We start from the raw sequence: 18,998 nt of genomic DNA on the forward strand, positions 1-18,998 counted from the left end.
CCCGCGCCACAGCCTCTTCGTTACAGCGGTTCTACGGTTACAGCAGCTGAATCACACGCCGCTCGAAAGCAGCATGTTACGGATGTGACCGATGGCCTTAGTCGGGTTCAGGCCTTTCGGACATACGTTGACGCAGTTCATGATGCCCCGGCAGCGGAAGACGCTGAATGGATCATCGAGCGAAGCCAGACGCTCGGACGTCTTGGTGTCACGGCTGTCTGCCAGGAAGCGGTACGCTTGCAGCAGGGCAGCTGGACCCAGGAACTTGTCCGGGTTCCACCAGAAGGACGGGCACGAGGTCGAGCAGCAGGCGCACAGGATGCACTCGTACAGACCATCGAGCTTTTCACGCTCTTCAGGGGACTGCAGACGCTCGATGGCCGGAGCCGGCGTGTCGTTCTGCAGGTAAGGCTTAACCTTCTCGTATTGCTTGTAGAAGATGCTCATATCGACAACCAGGTCACGGATAACCGGCAAACCTGGCAGCGGACGAACGATCAACTTGTTGCCTTTTACGACAGCGGACAGCGGCGTGATGCACGCCAGGCCGTTCTTGCCGTTGATGTTCATGCCGTCGGAGCCGCAGACGCCTTCACGGCAAGAGCGACGATAGGAGAAACCTTCGTCCTGCTCTTTGATCAGGGCCAGCACGTCCAGCACCATCAGGTCTTTACCACCGGTATCGACCTGGAATTCCTGCATGAACGGCGCAGCGTCCTGATCAGGGTTGTAGCGATAAACACTGACTTGCAACATGGCGATCACCCTTAATAAGTCCGGACTTTAGGTTCGAAAGTCGGAACAGTCTTCGGCGAGAAGTTTACGGCACGCTTGGCGACGCGTTTCTCACCCGGGAAGTACAGGGTGTGGCACAGCCAGTTTTCGTCGTCACGGTCTTCGAAGTCTTCACGGGCGTGAGCGCCGCGGGACTCTTTACGCACTTCGGCCGCGATGGCGGTAGCTTCAGCCACTTCCAGCAGGTTTTGCAGTTCCAGAGCTTCGATACGCGCAGTGTTGAACGCCTGCGACTTATCGTTGATCTTCACGTTGGCGATGCGCTTGCGCAGATCGGCCAGCTGAGCGATGCCCTTCTGCATGTATTCGCCAGTACGGAACACACCGAAGTAGTTCTGCATGCAGCTTTGCAGCTCGCGACGCAGGGTAGCCACGTCTTCGCCATCGGTACGGCCGTTCAGCGAATTCAGACGCGACAGGGCAGCTTCGATGTCGGCTTCGGTAGCGTCGTCGTATTCGATGCCGTCGGTCAGCGCCTTTTCCAGGTGCAGGCCGGCAGCGCGACCGAATACCACCAGGTCGAGCAGCGAGTTGCCGCCCAGACGGTTGGCACCGTGTACCGATACGCAAGCCACTTCACCTACGGCGAACAGACCAGGAATGATCTGATCCACGCCTTCGGCGTTCTGGGTGATCGCCTGACCATGAATGTTGGTGGCAACGCCGCCCATCATATAGTGGCAGGTCGGAACAACCGGAACCGGAGCAACCACCGGGTCAACGTGTGCGAAAGTCTTCGACAGTTCGCAGATGCCTGGCAGACGGCTGTGCAGCACTTCCTCGCCCAGGTGGTCGAGTTTGAGCATTACGTGGTCGCCATTCGGACCGCAACCGTTGCCGGCGATGATTTCTTTAACCATCGAACGGGCAACCACGTCACGACCAGCGAGGTCTTTCGCGTTCGGAGCATAACGCTCCATGAAACGCTCGCCGTGCTTGTTGATCAGGTAACCACCTTCACCACGGCAACCTTCGGTCACCAGTACACCGGCGCCGGCGATGCCAGTCGGGTGGAACTGCCACATTTCGATGTCTTGTACCGGTACGCCAGCGCGCAGCGCCATACCAACGCCGTCACCGGTGTTGATCAGGGCGTTGGTGGTGGAGGCGTAGATACGGCCAGCACCGCCAGTAGCCAGTACGGTGGCTTTGGCGCGAATGTACGAAGTTTCGCCGGTTTCGATGCAGATCGCGATCACACCGACGAACTCGCCTTCCTGGTTTTTCACCAGGTCGACAGCGTAGTACTCGTTCAGGAACGTGGTACCGGCTTTCAGGTTGCCCTGATAAAGGGTGTGCAGCAACGCGTGACCGGTACGGTCGGACGCTGCGCAGGTACGAGCAGCCTGGCCGCCTTTACCGTAGTCCTTGGACTGACCACCGAACGGACGCTGGTAGATACGACCTTGCTCGGTACGCGAAAACGGCAGACCCATGTGATCCAGCTCGAAAACCGCAGCCGGGCCTTCCTGACACATGTATTCGATAGCGTCCTGGTCACCGATGTAGTCGGAACCCTTGACGGTATCGTACATGTGCCAGCGCCAGTCATCGTTCGGGTCAGCGGACGCGATCGCGCAAGTGATGCCGCCCTGGGCGGATACAGTGTGCGAACGGGTCGGGAAAACCTTGGTGATCACCGCAGTCTTGTGACCGCCTTGTGCCAGTTGCAGCGCAGCGCGCATGCCGGCACCGCCACCACCAATAATGATGGCGTCGAAAGAAATCGTTGGAATGTTAGCCATGACTCAGATACCCCAGAGAATCTGCACACCCCAGACGAAGTAAGCGAACATCGCAACGCCGCATACTGCCTGGAAAAGGAAACGTACTGCGGTCGCGGACTTGCCCAGCGCCATTGGCGTCAGGTAGTCGGTCGCGATGGTCCACATGCCGACCCAGGCGTGAGCGCCAAGGGCAACGAGGGCCAGCAGACTGAAGATACGCATCCCGTTGTGAGCGAACAGGCCGTGCCACTGGTCGTAGCCAATGCCCGGATTCACTGCAAGGTATCCGATCAGAAAGATGAAATAAGCCGCGAGAACAACCGCAGACACACGTTGCGCCATCCAGTCATAGAGGCCCGAACGCGAAAGGTTCGTAACGCTGGTTACCATATCCAAACTCCTGCCAGAACGATCAGCACCACGGAAACCGCGATGATAATTTTCGAGCCCAGGCGGCCGCCTTCCAGCGTCTCACCGATGCCCATATCCATGATCAAGTGGCGCACACCGGCTACCAGGTGATACAGCAGAGCGGACAGGAGGCCCCATGCTACGAACTTGGCCAGCGGGCTGGTCAAGCATGCCTTCACGTCGGCAAAACCTTCCTCGGAACCCAGAGACTTGCCCAATGCATAAAGCATGAAGCCGATACCCAGGAAGAGGATGATGCCGGAAACACGGTGAAGAAACGACGTAACGCCGGTGATGGGGAGTTTGATGGTCCTTAGGTCTAGGTTTACAGGTCGTTGGCTTTTCACGGCTTTTTTTTCACACTGAAGAGCCCCTAACAATCAGGGCAAAGTTGTTGGGGAGTGCACTGGTCAGGTAACCACCACCCAGGGATGCGACCCCCAATAAAGCAGGCCCAAAAGCCCTTGGCGGTCGGTGGCCGAGTATAGACAGTTAGGCTACTAATGACAACGCAATCACCTACCCCAAATAGCTGATTGCACAAGTCGTATAAAAGGCGTAAATGGCAGTCAATTTCGAGGAAAAAGTGCGCTTAAAGCCTTCTGGAGCAAGACTTTAGGCAAATTGACATTCGAATTTATCTCACTATAGTGGTGCGGGCCCTGCGTGGGGGGTCTGTCTGATGGTTCAAGCATAAATAGGAGGCCACATGGCTGACAAAAAAGCGCAGTTGATCATCGAGGGCGCAGCCCCCGTCGAGCTGCCCATTTTAACCGGCACCGTTGGTCCCGATGTAATCGATGTTCGGGGCCTGACGGCCACGGGCCGCTTCACTTTCGACCCGGGTTTCATGTCGACCGCCTCGTGCGAATCGAAGATCACCTATATCGACGGCGACAACGGCATTCTGTTGCACCGCGGCTACCCGATCGAACAGCTGGCTGAAAAGTCGGACTACCTGGAAACCTGCTACCTGCTGCTCAACGGCGAATTGCCGACTGCAGAACAGAAGGCCCAGTTCGTCAGCACCGTGAAAAACCACACCATGGTTCACGAGCAGCTGAAAACCTTCTTCAACGGCTTCCGTCGCGACGCCCACCCGATGGCCGTCATGTGCGGCGTAGTCGGCGCCCTTTCGGCCTTCTACCACGACTCCCTGGACATCAATAACCCGCAGCATCGCGAAATCTCCGCGATCCGCCTGGTTGCCAAGATGCCAACCCTGGCAGCGATGGTTTACAAGTACTCCATGGGCCAACCCATGATGTACCCGCGCAACGACCTGACGTACGCGGAAAACTTCCTGCACATGATGTTCAACACCCCGTGCGAGATCAAACCGATCAGCCCGGTACTCGCCAAGGCCATGGACCGGATCTTCATCCTTCATGCCGACCACGAGCAGAACGCATCGACCTCCACCGTGCGTCTGGCAGGTTCTTCGGGCGCCAACCCGTTCGCCTGTATCGCCGCCGGCATCGCCGCACTGTGGGGCCCTGCCCACGGTGGTGCGAACGAAGCCGTGTTGACCATGCTTGACGAGATTGGCGATGTGTCCAACATCGACAAGTTCATCGCCAAGGCCAAGGACAAGAACGATCCGTTCAAGCTGATGGGCTTCGGTCACCGCGTTTACAAGAACCGCGATCCGCGCGCGACTGTAATGAAGCAGACCTGCGACGAAGTACTGAAGGAACTGGGCATCAACAACGATCCGCAACTCGAACTGGCCATGCGCCTGGAAGAGATCGCGCTGACCGACCCGTACTTCATCGAGCGCTCGCTGTACCCGAACGTCGACTTCTACTCGGGGATCATTCTCAAGGCGATCGGCATTCCGACCAGCATGTTCACCGTGATCTTCGCTCTGGCCCGCACTGTCGGCTGGATCTCGCACTGGAAAGAAATGCTCTCCAGCCCGTACAAGATTGGCCGTCCGCGCCAGTTGTACACCGGCTATGAGTCGCGTGATATCACCAAGCTGGAAGACCGCAAATAAGACCTGTCTTGCGATAACGTCTTGAAGTTGTATCGGGAACGGCCTCTTATATAGAGGCCGTTTTTGTTTGTCTGGTCGCAGCGGCCTGGGGGCCGACTGGTTTTTTGGGGGTTTGGGTGTATATCCGTTGCTGCTGTAACGGCCTCCTATGGTTTCGCTCTTACAGCGAGTCACCTTTTCCAAACGCCGAAAAGGTAACCCAAAAGGCTTTGCCCCGGCGTACGGCACTTCGCTTAGGCTCAGTGTTCCCTCGCTACGGTGTCCATCCGGGGGCATCGCCTACGGTTTGCTTCGCTGCACCTCCTCTCGATGTATGCGGCTTCGCCGCATGGCGCTGCGCGCCTAACCCCCGGATGAACACCTTCGCTCGGCCTGCCGATGGGGCAAAAGATCAAAAGCCAAATCAAGAGCCAGAGCCAGAGCCAGAGCCAGAGCCAGAGCCAGAGCCAGAGCCAGATCAAAAGATCACAGCCTTCGGCAGTTCCTACAGGGGACTGGGTGCATTCAGTAAGAGATTGATCGACTGGCAGGACGCTTTCGCGAGCAAGCCCCCTCCCACAATTGGATTGGGTGCAATCAGTAGAGATTGGTCGGCTGTCAGGCCGCCATCGCCAGCAGGCTGGCTGGCTTCCACAGTCTTTATTGTGCAAGCCCGTGCGGCGCAGCCGCCCCACTCCAGGATGAGCGCAAGCTCGGCTGCAGCTCTTGATCTTGATCCACGGGCGACGTCGGAAGGCTGAGTGGAGGGATTGATCCGGGGGTGGGAGCGCAGCGACCGTTTGGCGAAGCCAAACACAGCGAGAGGAGGTGCAGCGAAGCAAACCGTAGGCGCGGCCCCCGGATCGATCCCGCAGCGAAGGAACCCCGAGCCTTAGCGAGCGGGCCGAACGTAGGAGCAAGCGTTTTTTTGCTTACTTTTTTTAGGCGTTTGTAAAAAAAGTGAGTCGCCGTAAGGGCGAAACCCTAAGCCGCCGTTACCGCAGCAACGGATATGTACTCAACAACCACCAAACACCAAGGCCCGAGCCCGATAACCGCCCACAAAAAAAATGCCCCGATTTCTCAACCGGGGCATTTCACTCAAAACATCTAATCAGCGATCAGTGCGAAACCGCCCCACTCGCCCCCAACCCCGTCTGCGAACGCACAAACTGCGGGAAGAACAGCGCCCGCTCGTTCTCGGCCGCAGCCGACTTGTCGGTAATCGAGAAGAACCAGATCCCGATGAACGCGATAACCATCGAGAACAACGCCGGATACTCGTAAGGGAAGATCGCCTTCTCATGATGCAGAATCTGCACCCAGATGGTCGGGCCAAGAATCATCAGCCCCACCGCACTCACCAGCCCCAGCCAGCCGCCGATCATCGCACCGCGGGTGGTCAGCTTCTTCCAGTACATCGAAAGCAGCAGTACCGGGAAGTTGCAGCTTGCCGCAATGGAGAACGCCAGGCCAACCATGAACGCGATGTTCTGGCTTTCGAACAGGATACCCAGACCAATCGCCAGCACCGCCAAAGCAATGGTGGTGATCTTCGAGACGCGAATCTCATCCTTGTCGTTGGCCTTGCCCTTCCTGATCACGCTGGCATACAGGTCGTGCGACACCGCCGATGCACCAGCCAGGGTCAGGCCTGCTACCACCGCCAGAATGGTCGCGAACGCTACCGCCGAGATAAAGCCCAGGAAAATGCTGCCACCCACGGCATTGGCCAGGTGCACCGCCGCCATGTTATTGCCGCCGAGCAGCGCGCCCGCAGCATCTTTAAAAGCCGGGTTGGTGCTGACCAGCAGGATCGCGCCGAAGCCGATAATGAAGGTCAGGATGTAGAAGTAGCCAATGAAACCGGTCGCATACAGCACGCTCTTACGGGCTTCTTTAGCATCACTTACAGTGAAGAAGCGCATCAGAATGTGCGGCAGGCCCGCGGTACCGAACATCAGGGCCAGGCCCAGGGAGAACGCCGAAATCGGATCTTTCACCAGACCGCCCGGGCTCATGATCGCGTCACCTTTAGGGTGAACCTTGATCGCCTCGGAGAACAGCATATTGAAGTCGAAGTTGACGTGCTTCATCACCATCAGCGCCATGAACGAGGCACCGGACAGCAGCAACACCGCCTTGATGATCTGCACCCAGGTGGTCGCCAGCATGCCGCCGAACAGCACGTACATGCACATCAGCACACCGACCAGAATCACCGCAACATGGTAGTCCAGACCGAACAGCAGCTGGATCAGTTTGCCGGCACCGACCATTTGCGCGATCAGGTAGAACGCCACCACCACCAGCGAACCGCAAGCAGACAGGGTGCGAATCTGGGTTTGCCCGAGGCGATAGGATGCTACGTCGGCAAAGGTGTATTTGCCCAGGTTACGCAGACGCTCGGCGATCAGGAACAGAATGATTGGCCAGCCCACCAGAAAGCCGATCGAGTAGATCAGACCGTCGTAGCCGGAAGTGAACACCAGCGCGGAAATCCCCAGGAAAGACGCCGCCGACATATAGTCACCGGCGATCGCCAGACCGTTCTGGAAGCCGGTGATCTTGCCGCCTGCCGCATAGTAGTCGGCGGCCGAGTTGTTTTTCTTCGAGGCCCAGTAGGTGATGTACAACGTCGCGCCGACGAATGCCACGAACATCAGGATTGCAGGAATATTCAGTGGCTGCTTGGCCACTGCACCTGTCAGCGCGTCAGCCGCCCAGACACTCGGCGCGAAAGCTGAAACACTCAAAAGAGCCAGTAGACGCCGGATCATTGCTGAGCCTCCTTGAGAATCGCATTGTTCAGGTCGTCGAACTCACCATTGGCGCGGCGCACGTAGATACCGGTGAGGATGAATGCTGAAAGAATCAGCCCGACACCGATCGGAATGCCCCAGGTAATCGAGGATTCAGGACTGAGCTTCGCGCCGAGTATGTGCGGCCCGTAAGCGATCAAAAGGATGAAGCCAGAGTAGAGCCCGAGCATGATCGCCGAGAGTATCCAGGCGAATTTTTCTCTTTTTCTCACCAGCTCCTTGAAGCGCGGGCTGTTTTGAATCGAGAGGTAAATGCTGTCGTTCATTGTTTTTATCCTCGCAGCACAGATTATTGTTGGAACGTATCCACTGTATGCGGCTGCGGAACGGGTTCCAGACGACCTTAGTATTAGAACGACATGACATTTTCGCCAATTTTCGGACTGTAAACAGCCGCAAACCCTGAACGTAGGGGTTGGCCAGAAATAAATGTAGGAGTGAGCCTGCTCGCGATGGCGTTGTATCAGTCGACATTTGTGTCAACTGAAAGGACGCTATCGCGAGCAGGCTCACTCCTACAAGGTTACTGCGCTGGGCAGTGTTATTTAGTCCAGTCAGCCACGCGATCCGGGTGCTTGGCGACCCAATCCTTGGCCGCCGCGTCAGGCTTGGCGCCGTCCTGGATGGCCAGCATGACTTCGCCGATCTCGTCTTTCGACGCCCACTGGAAGTTCTTCAGGAACTTGGCGACTTCCGGAGCCTTGGTAGCGAGTTCCTTGCTACCGATGCTGTTCACGGTTTCAGCCGCGCCATACACGCCTTTCGGATCGTCGAGGAAGCGCAGTTTCCACTTGGCGAACATCCAGTGCGGCACCCAACCGGTGACGGCAATCGATTCGTTCTTCTTCTCGGCACGGGTCAGCTCGGCAATCATGCCGGCGCCGGAACTGGCCTTGAGGGTGTATTTGTCCAGGCCGTAATCCTTGATCGCCTGATCGGTTTTGAGCATCACGCCTGAACCGGCGTCGATACCGACGATGCGGTTCTTGAAGGTGTCATCGGTCTTGAGGTCTTCGATCGATTTCGCCGTGACGTACTCCGGCACGATCAGGCCGATTTTCGCGTCCTTGAAGTTCGGGCCGTAATCGACGACCAGATCCTTGTTCTTCGTCCAGTAATCGCCGTGGGTCACCGGCAGCCATGCCGAGAGCATCGCGTCGAGTTTGCCGGTGGCCACGCCCTGCCACATGATCCCGGTGGCGACGGCCTGCAGCTTCACGTCGTAGCCAAGTTTCTGCTTGATCACTTCGGCCGCCACGTGTGTGGTCGCGACGCTGTCGGACCAGCCGTCAACGTAACCGATGTTCAGGGTCTGTTTTTCAGCGCTGGCGAATGTGGAGCTCATCGCAAGCACCAGAGCGGCACCTGCGCCTAAAAGTCGTCGCATCTTCATCGTTTACTTCCCCGAAATGCTGCGCCCGACGGATGCCGGGCATCGTCAACGTATTGTTATGGTGCACAGCGCCCCCATCACGCCTGACCGCAAACTCGCTCAAATGCCAGTGGAGTACTGACGCTTTCGATCATCGGCCTGACGCCCGCAGCGACCTGCTCTGTCAGCGACCTCAATACACCGAGAAACGACATCAGAAGGCCATTAATCGCTTCAGAATAATTGGCGCCAGACAATCCGCCCGAACTTTGCATGTGCAAATCATGCAGGCCACCAACCCGCAGATAAATGCAGGTAACATGCGTCGCTTTGCAGCCACTCGGCCTGACCATGTCCGCGACTTCCCGCTTCCCGTTTGTTCCTTATCTCTTCGCCTGCCTGCTCGGCCTGTTTGCCCTTGGCGGCTTCTGGTACGGCCTCGGCAAACCGGTGATCCTGCCGGACGCCGCGACCCCGACGCACAAGTTGCAATGCGCCTCCTACACGCCGTTCGACAAGGATCAGTCGCCGTTTGACGTGCCATTCAAACTGCGCCCGGAGCGCATGGACGCCGACCTCGCGCTGCTGGCGACGCGTTTCGAATGTATCCGCACTTATTCGATGACCGGCCTCGAAGCGCTGCCGGATCTGGCGCGCAAGCACGGTTTGAAATTGATGATAGGCGCCTGGGTCAACAGCAACCCGGTGGACACCGAGAAAGAAGTCGACCTGCTGATCGCCTCGGCCAACGCCAACCCGGATGTGGTCAGCGCGGTGATCGTCGGCAACGAAGCCTTGCTGCGCAAGGAAGTCACCGGCGCGCAACTGGCGAAGCTGATCAACAAGGTCAAAAGCCAGGTCAAGCAACCGGTCACCTATGCCGATGTCTGGGAGTTCTGGCTCAAGCACCCGGAAGTCGCGCCGGCGGTGGATTTCCTGACCATTCACTTGCTGCCGTACTGGGAAGATGATCCGTCAAACATCGACGTCGCTCTGCAACATGTGGCGGATGTGCGTCAGGTGTTCGGCAACAAATTCGCACCCAAAGACGTGATGATCGGCGAGACCGGCTGGCCCAGCGAAGGTCGCCAGCGTGAGACCGCCCTGCCGAGCCGGGTCAACGAGGCCAGGTTCATTCGCGGTTTTGTCGCCATGGCCGAGAAGGAAGGCTGGCATTACAACCTGATCGAAGCGTTCGACCAGCCATGGAAGCGTGGCAGCGAAGGTGCGGTCGGCGGTTACTGGGGCCTGTTCGACGCCGATCGTCAGGACAAGGGCGTGCTCGCCGGGCCAGTGACCAACGTGCCGTACTGGAAGGAATGGCTGGGCGTTGGCGGGCTGATTTTCCTCAGCACCCTGCTGCTCGGTGGCCGGGTGCGCACCACCCGATCGGCATTGATCCTGCCGCTGCTCGGTGCGTTGGCCGCCTGCTCGATCGGCGCCTGGGGTGATCTGGCCCGAGTGACCACGCGGTTTGCCGGCGAATGGCTGTGGGTCGGCTTGCTGACGGCGATGAATCTGTTGGTGCTGGCGCATGCCGCGCTGACCTTGAGCGACCGTCAGGGATGGCGTGAACGCGCGTTTAATCTGCTGGAGCGCCGTGCCGGCTGGCTGGTTGCGCTGGCAGGTTTCGCGGCGGCGGTGATGATGCTGGAGATGGTGTTCGACGCGCGTTATCGCAGCTTTGCCAGCATGGCGTTCATTCTGCCGGCGCTGGTTTACCTGTGCCGTCCGGTCAGCGTGCCACGTCGGGAAATCGCCCTGCTGACCTTTATCATCGGCGCCGGCATTGCACCGCAGCTGTATGAAGAAGGACTGTTGAATCAGCAGGCGTGGGGTTGGGCGTTGGTCAGTGGGTTGATGGTGGCGGCGTTGTGGCGCTGCCTGCGGGTTCGCAGTCTCTGATTAGACAGCAAGATCAAACGATCGCAGCCTTCGGCAGCTCCTGCATGGGACGGTGTAACCCTATAGGAGCTGCCGAAGGCTGCGATCTTTTTCTATCAGGCGCTGCGGGATGCCCGGACCAGGCGCAACCCGGCAATCACCAGCGCAAACACCGCCAGAGTCGTGTTGTACAACGCCAGCGCCGGCAACCCGAACACCAGCGCCAGCACCGCCAGCCACCACCCTGCCCGCCCCGGCAGCACAAAACCGAGCAGCGCCGCACCCAGCGCGCTCCAGCCCAACACCTTGAAGTGAATCATCAGTCCCAGATTCGAGCGCACCGTGCATTCCCAGCGGCTCGCCTCATCGACGCAGATGCCGACCCACTGCCCATCCTCCATGAAGCCATAACGCGCGCCATAACTGGCAGCCAGCCACAGCGGCAACAGCACGAGCAACAGAATCACGGGCAAGCGGCGGGACATGAATCTCTCCAATCAACGAAATCGGCGGCCAGCTTAATCTGCCCGCACGCGTTGGCAAGCACTAACAACTGTTAACTGGTCATCCGCGCCTTGCAAAGTGTATCGTCCAGCTACTATTACTCCGAATTCTGCCTGTTTCGTGCCGAGGCATGGCACTTTGGCGCGAGCCCGGTGGTCATAGCCTGCGAACTTCATTCGGCACCTTCCTTTAAGGGATCCAGTCATGCTCCGTTCCTTGCGCTTCGCCGCGCTGTTCAGCGGCCTTATTCTGAGTGCGTCCGCACTGGCGGTGGATATCGATGCCGCCAGTTATGGCTATCCCCTGACCAACCCGTTCGAGGCGACCATCGCCACCACGCCACCGAACCTGCGCCCGGAATTGCCGTCGGACGACGAGATCAATCAGTCCGACCACAGCATCACCCTGCGCCCGGAACGGGCCTTCATCCTCCCGGACAATTTCTGGGCGGTGAAAAAACTCACCTACCGCATCGCCGAGCAGGACAAACCGGCGCCGCTGATCTTCCTGATCGCCGGCACCGGCGCGCGCTATGACAGCACGCTCAACGAATACCTGAAGAAGCTCTACTACAAGGCCGGCTACCACGTCGTGCAGTTGTCGTCGCCAACCAGCTTCGACTTCATCAGCGCCGCTTCACGCTTCGCCACCCCGGGCATCACCAAGGAAGACGCCGAAGACATGTACCGGGTGATGCAGGCCGTGCGCGCGCAGCATCCGAAACTGCCGGTCACCGAGTACTACCTCAGCGGTTACAGCCTCGGCGCCCTGGATGCCGCGTTCGTCGCGCATCTGGACGAGACCCGACGCAGCTTCAACTTCAAGAAAGTCCTGCTGCTCAACCCGCCGGTCAACCTGTACACCTCGATCAGCAACCTCGACAAGCTGGTGCAGACCGAAGTGAAGGGCATCAACAACAGCACCACTTTCTATGAACTGGTGCTGAACAAGCTGACCCGCTACTTCCAGCAGAAAGGCTACATCGACCTCAATGACGCCCTGCTCTACGACTTCCAGCAGTCCAAGCAGCACCTGACCAACGAACAGATGGCGATGCTGATTGGCACCTCGTTCCGTTTCTCGGCGGCCGACATTGCCTTCACCTCCGACCTGATCAACCGGCGCGGCCTGATCACCCCGCCGAAATTTCCGATCACCGAAGGCACCAGCCTCACGCCGTTCCTCAAGCGTGCGCTGCAATGCGACTTCGACTGCTACCTGACTGAACAAGTGATCCCGATGTGGCGCGCCCGTACCGACGGCGGCAGCCTGCTGCAACTGATCGACCAGGTCAGCCTGTACGCACTCAAGGATTACCTGCACGACAGCCCGAAAATCGCCGTCATGCACAACGCCGACGACGTGATCCTCGGCCCTGGCGACCTCGGTTTCCTGCGCAAGACCTTTGGCGATCGCCTGACCGTTTACCCACTGGGCGGCCATTGCGGCAACCTTAACTACCGCGTCAACAGCGACGCCATGCTGGAGTTTTTCCGTGGCTAAATATCTCCTGCTGATTGCAGCGCTCCTCAGTGCAGGCGTGGCCCAGGCCGACAACAGCAAAGCCAACGCGCCAGTGGTGGTCGACAGCGACGGCTTCAAGGAGCCGCTGTCCAAACTCAAGTTCAACCCGGGCCTGGATCAACGCGAGTTCGAGCGCTCGACGCTCAACGCGCTGAACGTCTATGACCCGCTGGAGTCGTGGAACCGCCGGGTCTACCACTTCAACTACCGCTTCGACCAATGGGTGTTCCTGCCGGTCGTCGACGGTTATCGCTACGTGACGCCGAGTTTCCTGCGCACCGGGGTGAGCAACTTCTTCAACAACCTCGGCGACGTACCGAACCTGGTCAACAGCCTGCTGCAGTTCAAGGGCAAGCGTTCGATGGAAACCACCGCGCGCCTGCTGCTTAACACCACTATCGGCATTGCCGGTCTATGGGACCCGGCCACCGCCATGGGCCTGCCGCGCCAGAGCGAAGACTTCGGTCAGACCCTGGGCTTCTACGGCGTACCGGGCGGTGCCTACTTCGTCTTGCCGATCCTCGGCCCGTCGAACATTCGCGACACCGCCGGCCTGGCCGTGGACTACACCGCCGAATCGGCGATCAACTACCTGAACGTGTCGGAAGTCAGCTCCAACCACCCGGAAATCTGGGCCCTGCGCGCGGTCGACAAGCGCTACCAGACCAACTTCCGCTACGGTCAGATGAACTCACCGTTCGAGTACGAAAAAGTGCGCTACGTCTATACCGAATCGCGCAAGCTGCAGATTGCCGAGTAACCTCAGCGGCAACAGAAAAGGGCCATTCGATGCAAGTCGAATGGCCCTTTTTCATGGCACAACCAAGATCAAACTGTAGGAGTGAGCCTGCTCGCGATAGCGGTGTATCAGACACATAAAAGGTGACTGACACGACCTCATCGCGAGCAGGCTCACTCCTACAAAGACACCGTGTTCAGCCTTTGATTGCGCGCCAGATTTTGCCGACCACCGAAACCACCGCCAGCACTGCCGCGCCCGCGATGATCCCCGCCACGCCATTGAGCAGCACTGGGACTGCGAACCCGGCGCTACCCGCCGCCGCACCGACACTTTCAATCCAGTGATGCACCACCGGAACGCCATGGGTGAGGATGCCGCCACCGACAAGGAACATCGCCGCTGTGCCGATTACCGACAGGCCTTTCATCATGTACGGCGCCGCGCGCAGGATCGCGTTGCCGATGCTCTTTGCGGCTGCACCCGATTTCTGGGTCAACCACAGGCCCAGATCATCGAGTTTGACGATGCCGGCCACCAGGCCATAAACACCCACGGTCATGACGATGGCGATGCCAGACATGACGATCACTTGCTGGGTCAGCGAAGCGTCGGCCACGGTGCCGAGGGTGATGGCAATGATTTCCGCCGAGAGGATGAAGTCAGTGCGGATTGCGCCTTTGATCTTGTCCTTCTCGTAAGCCACCAGATCGGTGGTCGGCTCAGCCACCGCCGCGCTCAGTTGCGCATGCTCGGCGTCATCTTCGGCCTTGCTGTGCAGGAACTTGTGCGCGAGCTTCTCGAAGCCTTCGAAACACAGATACGCGCCGCCGACCATCAACAGCGGCGTCACCAGCCACGGCACGAATGCACTGATCGCCAGCGCCGAGGGCACCAGAATCAGCTTGTTGAGAAACGAGCCCTTGGCGACGGCCCAGACCACCGGAATTTCCCGCTCGGCGCGCACGCCGGAGACTTGCTGGGCATTGAGCGCCAGATCGTCGCCGAGTACGCCGGCGGTCTTCTTCGCGGCCATTTTGCTCATCAACGCCACATCGTCCAGAACGGTGGCAATATCGTCGATCAGCACCAGTAAACTGCTTCCTGCCATGAATCTTGTTTCCTTATGTGAATAATGTCGCGCAGCATACCGCGACTGCGGGCCACACGGGGCATTCTTGAGCCATGCGCGAGGCCGGTGCTACCATGCGCAACCGCCAGAACAGGCAAGGAACCACCGGGTTTATGAGCACAATCCGCGAGCGCAACAAAGAACTGATCCTGCGTGCCGCCAGTGAGGAATTTGCCGACAAGGGCTTCGCTGCGACCAAAACCAGCGACATCGCCGCCAAGGCAGGATTGCCCAAGCCCAACGTCTACTACTACTTCAAATCCAAGGAAAACCTCTACCGCGAGGTCCTGGAAAGCATCATCGTGCCGATCCTGCAGGCTTCGACCCCGTTCAACCCGGACGGCGTACCGAGCGAAGTGCTCAGCGGCTACATCCGCTCAAAGATCCGCATCTCCCGCGACCTGCCCTTCGCCTCCAAGGTGTTTGCCAGCGAAATCATGCACGGTGCCCCTCACCTGAGCACCGACCTGGTCGAGCAGCTCAACAGCCAGGCCAAGCACAACATCGACTGCATCCAGAGCTGGATCGACCGCGGCCAGATCGCCCCGATCGACCCCAACCACCTGATGTTCAGCATCTGGGCCGCGACCCAGACCTACGCCGATTTCGACTGGCAGATCTCTGCGGTCACCGGCAAGGACAAGCTGGACGAGGCGGATTACGAGGCCGCGGCGCAGACGATTATCCGGTTGGTGCTGAAGGGGTGTGAACCGGACTGATACACCGTGTTGAGCGCTTCGCGAGCAGGCTCGCTCCCACAAGAGATTTATAACCGCCGAATATCCAATGTGGGAGCGAGCCTGCTCGCGAATGGCAGCAACTCGATATCAGCTCAAACCCAAATCGCATCCCACAGCGGATAGTCGCCAAGCTTCTCCACCAGACCAGCCCGCAACGGGTTGGCCACGATGTACCTTGCCAACTTCACCAGATCTTCTTCTCTGCGCAATGCACGATCATGAAAGCCAGATTGCCAAAGACTGGTCTTTCGACCCGTCGAGAGATTCACGGCTTTGGTGCTGAGGGATTTTGTACGCTGCATCAACTCGCTGAGCGAACCACGCTTCAATTCAATCAGCCAATGAAAATGATCTGGCATGACGACCCAGGCCAACGAATTGGCAAACCCCATCGCCTCTGCGATGCGAAATTGGCTGGCGACCAGTCGACCCAGTTCAAAGTCGCTGAAAACAGGCTGCCTTCCCGCCGTGTTGGTAGTCAGTAGATAGATGCGGTTTTGTTCGGAGTAGCGACCAATGCGCAAACGATTTGAAGCAGATAGATCCAGCATTCCTTTGCCTTTTCATGTCCTGATTATGAAAAGGCTAGTTCAGTGAATCTCCGAGCAAGCGTCAGACTTTTAGCAAGATATGTACGGAAGATCGCCTTCGCGAGCAGGCTCGCTCCCACAGGGGACTTGGGTATTCAGACATTTTGTGTCTGAACACAATTCCAATTTGGGAGTGAGCCTGCTCGCGATAGCGGTTAATCAATCAACACAGATTCAAGCCGCCACCCCCGCATCCGCCCTTAAATCCAGCGCCTCCACAGCCCTGATCGCCACCTGCTCATCAATATCCGACAGATCGCCGCTGATGCCGATCGCCCCCAGCACATTCCCCGCCTGATCACGAATCAACACCCCGCCCGGGGCCGGGACGACGCTGCCCTGACCCATGCTGTTGAGTGCGGCGATGAAGGCCGGGCGTTGTTGGGCGTCCAGCGCCAGCAGGCGTGAGCCCTTGCCCAGGGCGATAGCGCCCCAGGCTTTGCCGATGGCGATGTTCGGGCGCAACAGGCTGGCGCCGTCTTCGCGTTGCAAGGTGATCAGGTGGCCGCCGGTATCGAGTACCGCGATGGTCAGCGGCGCGGCGTTGATCCCGCGCCCGGTGCTGATGGCTTCGTTGACCAGGTTGACTGCGACTTTCAAGGTTAAAGCGCTCATGGTGCCGTCCTCATTTTGTTATTGGGAAAGTCGTGGGGCTGCGTTCAAGTGCCGCAGCTCGATGCCACAAATAGAACACAATGAATTATTTTTTTGTATACAATAATTCTCGAAATGCGCCACGTGCGACGAAAAGCCACAGCAGAACCGGGCTTGCGACGAATGAAACAGGCGCTTGAGAAAATGGATTGACCTGCGCCGTCCGCCGTGAATACACTCTGCGCAAAGCCACTTGTATACAATTACAAAACGTAAAGAGGCACAAAACCATGAGCAAAATGAGAGCAATCGAAGCCGCCGTTCTGGTGATGCGCCGTGAAGGGGTTGATACCGCTTTTGGCATTCCGGGTGCTGCGATCAACCCGCTGTACTCCGCCCTGCAGAAAGTCGGTGGCATCGATCACGTCCTCGCTCGCCACGTCGAAGGCGCGTCACACATGGCCGAGGGTTACACCCGCACCAAGGCCGGCAACATCGGCGTGTGCATCGGTACTTCCGGCCCTGCCGGTACCGATATGGTCACCGGGCTCTACAGCGCCTCGGCTGACTCGATCCCCATCCTCTGCATTACCGGCCAGGCACCCCGCGCCCGTATGCACAAGGAAGACTTTCAGGCGGTCGACATCACCAGCATCGTCAAGCCCGTCACCAAGTGGGCGACCACGGTTCTGGAGCCGGGCCAGGTGCCTTACGCGTTCCAGAAAGCCTTCTATGAAATGCGCTCCGGTCGCCCAGGCCCGGTACTGATCGACCTGCCGTTCGACGTGCAGATGGCCGAAATCGAATTCGACATCGACGCCTACCAGCCGCTGCCGCTGGCCAAGCCAACCGCGACCCGCGTTCAGGTCGAGAAGGCTCTGGCTTTGCTGGATCAGGCCGAGCGCCCATTGCTGGTAGCCGGCGGTGGCATCATCAATGCCGACGCCAGCGACCTGCTGGTGGAGTTCGCCGAGCTGACCGGTATTCCGGTGATCCCGACCCTGATGGGCTGGGGCACCATCCCGGACGATCACCCGCTGATGGTCGGCATGGTCGGCCTGCAGACTTCGCACCGCTACGGCAACGCGACGATGCTCAAATCCGACGTGGTGCTGGGCATCGGTAACCGTTGGGCCAACCGTCACACCGGATCGGTCGACGTCTATACCGAAGGCCGCAAGTTCATTCACGTCGATATCGAAGGCACGCAGATCGGCCGCGTGTTCACGCCGGATCTGGGCATCGTTTCCGACGCTGCTGCCGCGCTGACCGTGTTCATCGAAGTCGCCCGTGAATGGCAAGCCGCCGGCAAGCTGAAAAACCGCAGCGCCTGGCAGCAAGACTGCCAACAACGTAAAGCCAGCCTGCACCGCAAGACCCACTTCGACAACGTGCCGGTCAAGCCGCAGCGCGTGTACGAGGAAATGAACCAGGTGTTCGGCAAAGACACTTGCTACGTCAGCACCATCGGTCTGTCGCAGATTGCCGGCGCGCAGTTCCTGCACGTCTACAAGCCGCGTCACTGGATCAACTGCGGTCAGGCAGGCCCGTTGGGTTGGACCATTCCGGCAGCGCTGGGCGTGGTCAAGGCTGATCCGACGCGCAAGGTCGTGGCCCTGTCGGGGGACTATGACTTCCAGTTCATGATCGAGGAGCTGGCGGTGGGCGCGCAGTTCAAGCTGCCGTACATCCACGTGGTGGTGAACAACTCGTACCTGGGGCTGATCCGTCAGGCTCAGCGCGGTTTCGACATGGACTACTGCGTGCAGTTGTCTTTCGACAACCTCAATGCTCCAGAACTCAACGGTTACGGCGTCGACCACATCGCAGTCGCCGAAGGCCTGGGTTGCAAGGCGTTGCGGGTATTCGAACCGGCTCAGATCCAGCCTGCGCTGCGCAAGGCTCAGGAGCTGATCGAAGAGTTCAAGGTGCCGGTGATCGTCGAGATTATTCTGGAGCGTGTGACCAACATTTCCATGGGCACCGAGATCAACGCCGTCAACGAATTCGAAGACCTGGCACTGGTCGGCAACGACGCGCCAACGGCGATTTCGCTGCTCGACTGATCTGCCAGGATTTGATGGCCGCGGTTACTCCCCTGTAGGAGCTGCCGCAGGCTGCGATCTTTTGATCTTGGTTTTTCAGGATCAAGGTCAAAAGATCGCAGCCTGCGGCAGCTCCTACAC

At 58.8% G+C, this 18,998-nt stretch carries 17 protein-coding genes; 6 read left to right on the forward strand and 11 right to left on the reverse strand.

The genetic code is table 11. The features are described from left to right. Positions 1-51: 51 nt before the first annotated feature. The 4 genes from BW33_RS17815 to sdhC are packed head-to-tail and all read right to left on the reverse strand — an operon-like array spanning position 52 to position 3,280. Positions 52-756 (reverse strand): succinate dehydrogenase iron-sulfur subunit, encoded by a 705-nt coding sequence (locus tag BW33_RS17815; protein ID WP_003223007.1) that lies wholly within the window; start codon positions 754-756, stop codon positions 52-54. A gap of 11 nt (positions 757-767) precedes the next feature. Beyond that, positions 768-2,540, reverse strand: coding sequence for a succinate dehydrogenase flavoprotein subunit (gene sdhA / locus BW33_RS17820; protein ID WP_047600261.1), 1,773 nt, complete (start codon positions 2,538-2,540; stop codon positions 768-770). Between the two features lie 3 nt (positions 2,541-2,543). Next, a complete protein-coding gene (sdhD, locus tag BW33_RS17825; protein ID WP_047292833.1) occupies positions 2,544-2,912 on the reverse strand; it encodes a succinate dehydrogenase, hydrophobic membrane anchor protein in 369 nt (122 codons plus the stop codon). Then, positions 2,906-3,280 carry a succinate dehydrogenase, cytochrome b556 subunit gene (sdhC, locus tag BW33_RS17830; RefSeq protein WP_047292829.1) on the reverse strand — a complete coding sequence of 125 codons (375 nt, stop codon included), beginning with the start codon at positions 3,278-3,280 and terminating at the stop codon, positions 2,906-2,908. Before sdhC ends, sdhD begins: the two co-directional genes overlap by 7 nt. Positions 3,281-3,642: 362 nt before the next feature. Between sdhC and gltA the strand changes: the two genes are divergently transcribed. Beyond that, positions 3,643-4,932 carry a citrate synthase gene (gene gltA / locus BW33_RS17835; RefSeq protein ID WP_003222994.1) on the forward strand — a complete coding sequence of 430 codons (1,290 nt, stop codon included), beginning with the start codon at positions 3,643-3,645 and terminating at the stop codon, positions 4,930-4,932. Between the two features lie 1,100 nt (positions 4,933-6,032). On the opposite strand, the gene BW33_RS17845 is transcribed toward gltA, so the two are convergent. The 3 genes from BW33_RS17845 to BW33_RS17855 all read right to left on the reverse strand — a co-directional run bounded on the left by BW33_RS17845 (position 6,033) and on the right by BW33_RS17855 (position 9,126). Next, positions 6,033-7,691, reverse strand: coding sequence for a cation acetate symporter (locus tag BW33_RS17845; RefSeq protein WP_047600263.1), 1,659 nt, complete (start codon positions 7,689-7,691; stop codon positions 6,033-6,035). Continuing rightward, positions 7,688-7,999, reverse strand: a complete 312-nt coding sequence (locus BW33_RS17850; protein WP_047600264.1) for a DUF485 domain-containing protein — start codon at positions 7,997-7,999, stop codon at positions 7,688-7,690. Before BW33_RS17850 ends, BW33_RS17845 begins: the two co-directional genes overlap by 4 nt. 275 nt (positions 8,000-8,274) lie before the next feature. Next, positions 8,275-9,126 (reverse strand): glycine betaine ABC transporter substrate-binding protein, encoded by an 852-nt coding sequence (locus BW33_RS17855; RefSeq protein ID WP_047600265.1) that lies wholly within the window; start codon positions 9,124-9,126, stop codon positions 8,275-8,277. Positions 9,127-9,414: 288 nt separating this feature from the next. On the opposite strand from BW33_RS17855, the gene BW33_RS17865 reads away from it, so the two are divergent. Next, complete coding sequence (locus BW33_RS17865; RefSeq protein WP_047600266.1) at positions 9,415-11,010, forward strand: glycoside hydrolase family 17 protein; 1,596 nt, start codon at positions 9,415-9,417, stop codon at positions 11,008-11,010. Between the two features lie 95 nt (positions 11,011-11,105). Here the strand turns inward: BW33_RS17865 and BW33_RS17870 are convergent, their stop codons facing one another. Beyond that, positions 11,106-11,474 (reverse strand): hypothetical protein, encoded by a 369-nt coding sequence (locus tag BW33_RS17870; protein WP_047600267.1) that lies wholly within the window; start codon positions 11,472-11,474, stop codon positions 11,106-11,108. Between the two features lie 223 nt (positions 11,475-11,697). Here BW33_RS17870 and BW33_RS17875 point away from each other — a divergent pair, with 223 nt between their 5' ends. Both BW33_RS17875 and BW33_RS17880 read left to right on the forward strand, forming a co-directional pair. Further along, on the forward strand, positions 11,698-12,996 hold the full coding sequence (locus BW33_RS17875) for a serine/threonine protein kinase (protein ID WP_047600268.1): 1,299 nt from the start codon (positions 11,698-11,700) through the stop codon (positions 12,994-12,996). Continuing rightward, positions 12,989-13,777 (forward strand): MlaA family lipoprotein, encoded by a 789-nt coding sequence (locus tag BW33_RS17880; RefSeq protein ID WP_007969640.1) that lies wholly within the window; start codon positions 12,989-12,991, stop codon positions 13,775-13,777. The genes BW33_RS17875 and BW33_RS17880 overlap by 8 nt, the downstream gene beginning before the upstream one ends. Before the next feature lie 175 nt (positions 13,778-13,952). Here the strand turns inward: BW33_RS17880 and BW33_RS17885 are convergent, their stop codons facing one another. After that, positions 13,953-14,867, reverse strand: coding sequence for a DUF808 domain-containing protein (locus BW33_RS17885; RefSeq protein WP_047600269.1), 915 nt, complete (start codon positions 14,865-14,867; stop codon positions 13,953-13,955). Positions 14,868-15,001: 134 nt separating this feature from the next. On the opposite strand from BW33_RS17885, the gene BW33_RS17890 reads away from it, so the two are divergent. Next, positions 15,002-15,607, forward strand: a complete 606-nt coding sequence (locus BW33_RS17890) for a TetR/AcrR family transcriptional regulator (protein ID WP_047600270.1) — start codon at positions 15,002-15,004, stop codon at positions 15,605-15,607. Positions 15,608-15,720: 113 nt separating this feature from the next. On the opposite strand, the gene BW33_RS17895 is transcribed toward BW33_RS17890, so the two are convergent. Both BW33_RS17895 and BW33_RS17900 read right to left on the reverse strand, forming a co-directional pair. Continuing rightward, complete coding sequence (locus BW33_RS17895; protein WP_047600271.1) at positions 15,721-16,179, reverse strand: REP-associated tyrosine transposase; 459 nt, start codon at positions 16,177-16,179, stop codon at positions 15,721-15,723. A gap of 213 nt (positions 16,180-16,392) precedes the next feature. After that, on the reverse strand, positions 16,393-16,833 hold the full coding sequence (locus BW33_RS17900; protein WP_047600272.1) for a GlcG/HbpS family heme-binding protein: 441 nt from the start codon (positions 16,831-16,833) through the stop codon (positions 16,393-16,395). 269 nt (positions 16,834-17,102) lie between these two features. On the opposite strand from BW33_RS17900, the gene gcl reads away from it, so the two are divergent. Next, complete coding sequence (gene gcl, locus BW33_RS17905) at positions 17,103-18,878, forward strand: glyoxylate carboligase (RefSeq protein ID WP_047600273.1); 1,776 nt, start codon at positions 17,103-17,105, stop codon at positions 18,876-18,878. Positions 18,879-18,998: the final 120 nt, after the last annotated feature.

The sequence above is a fragment of the Pseudomonas sp. RIT288 genome, from assembly GCF_000631985.1.
Classification (GTDB): Bacteria; Pseudomonadota; Gammaproteobacteria; order Pseudomonadales; family Pseudomonadaceae; genus Aquipseudomonas.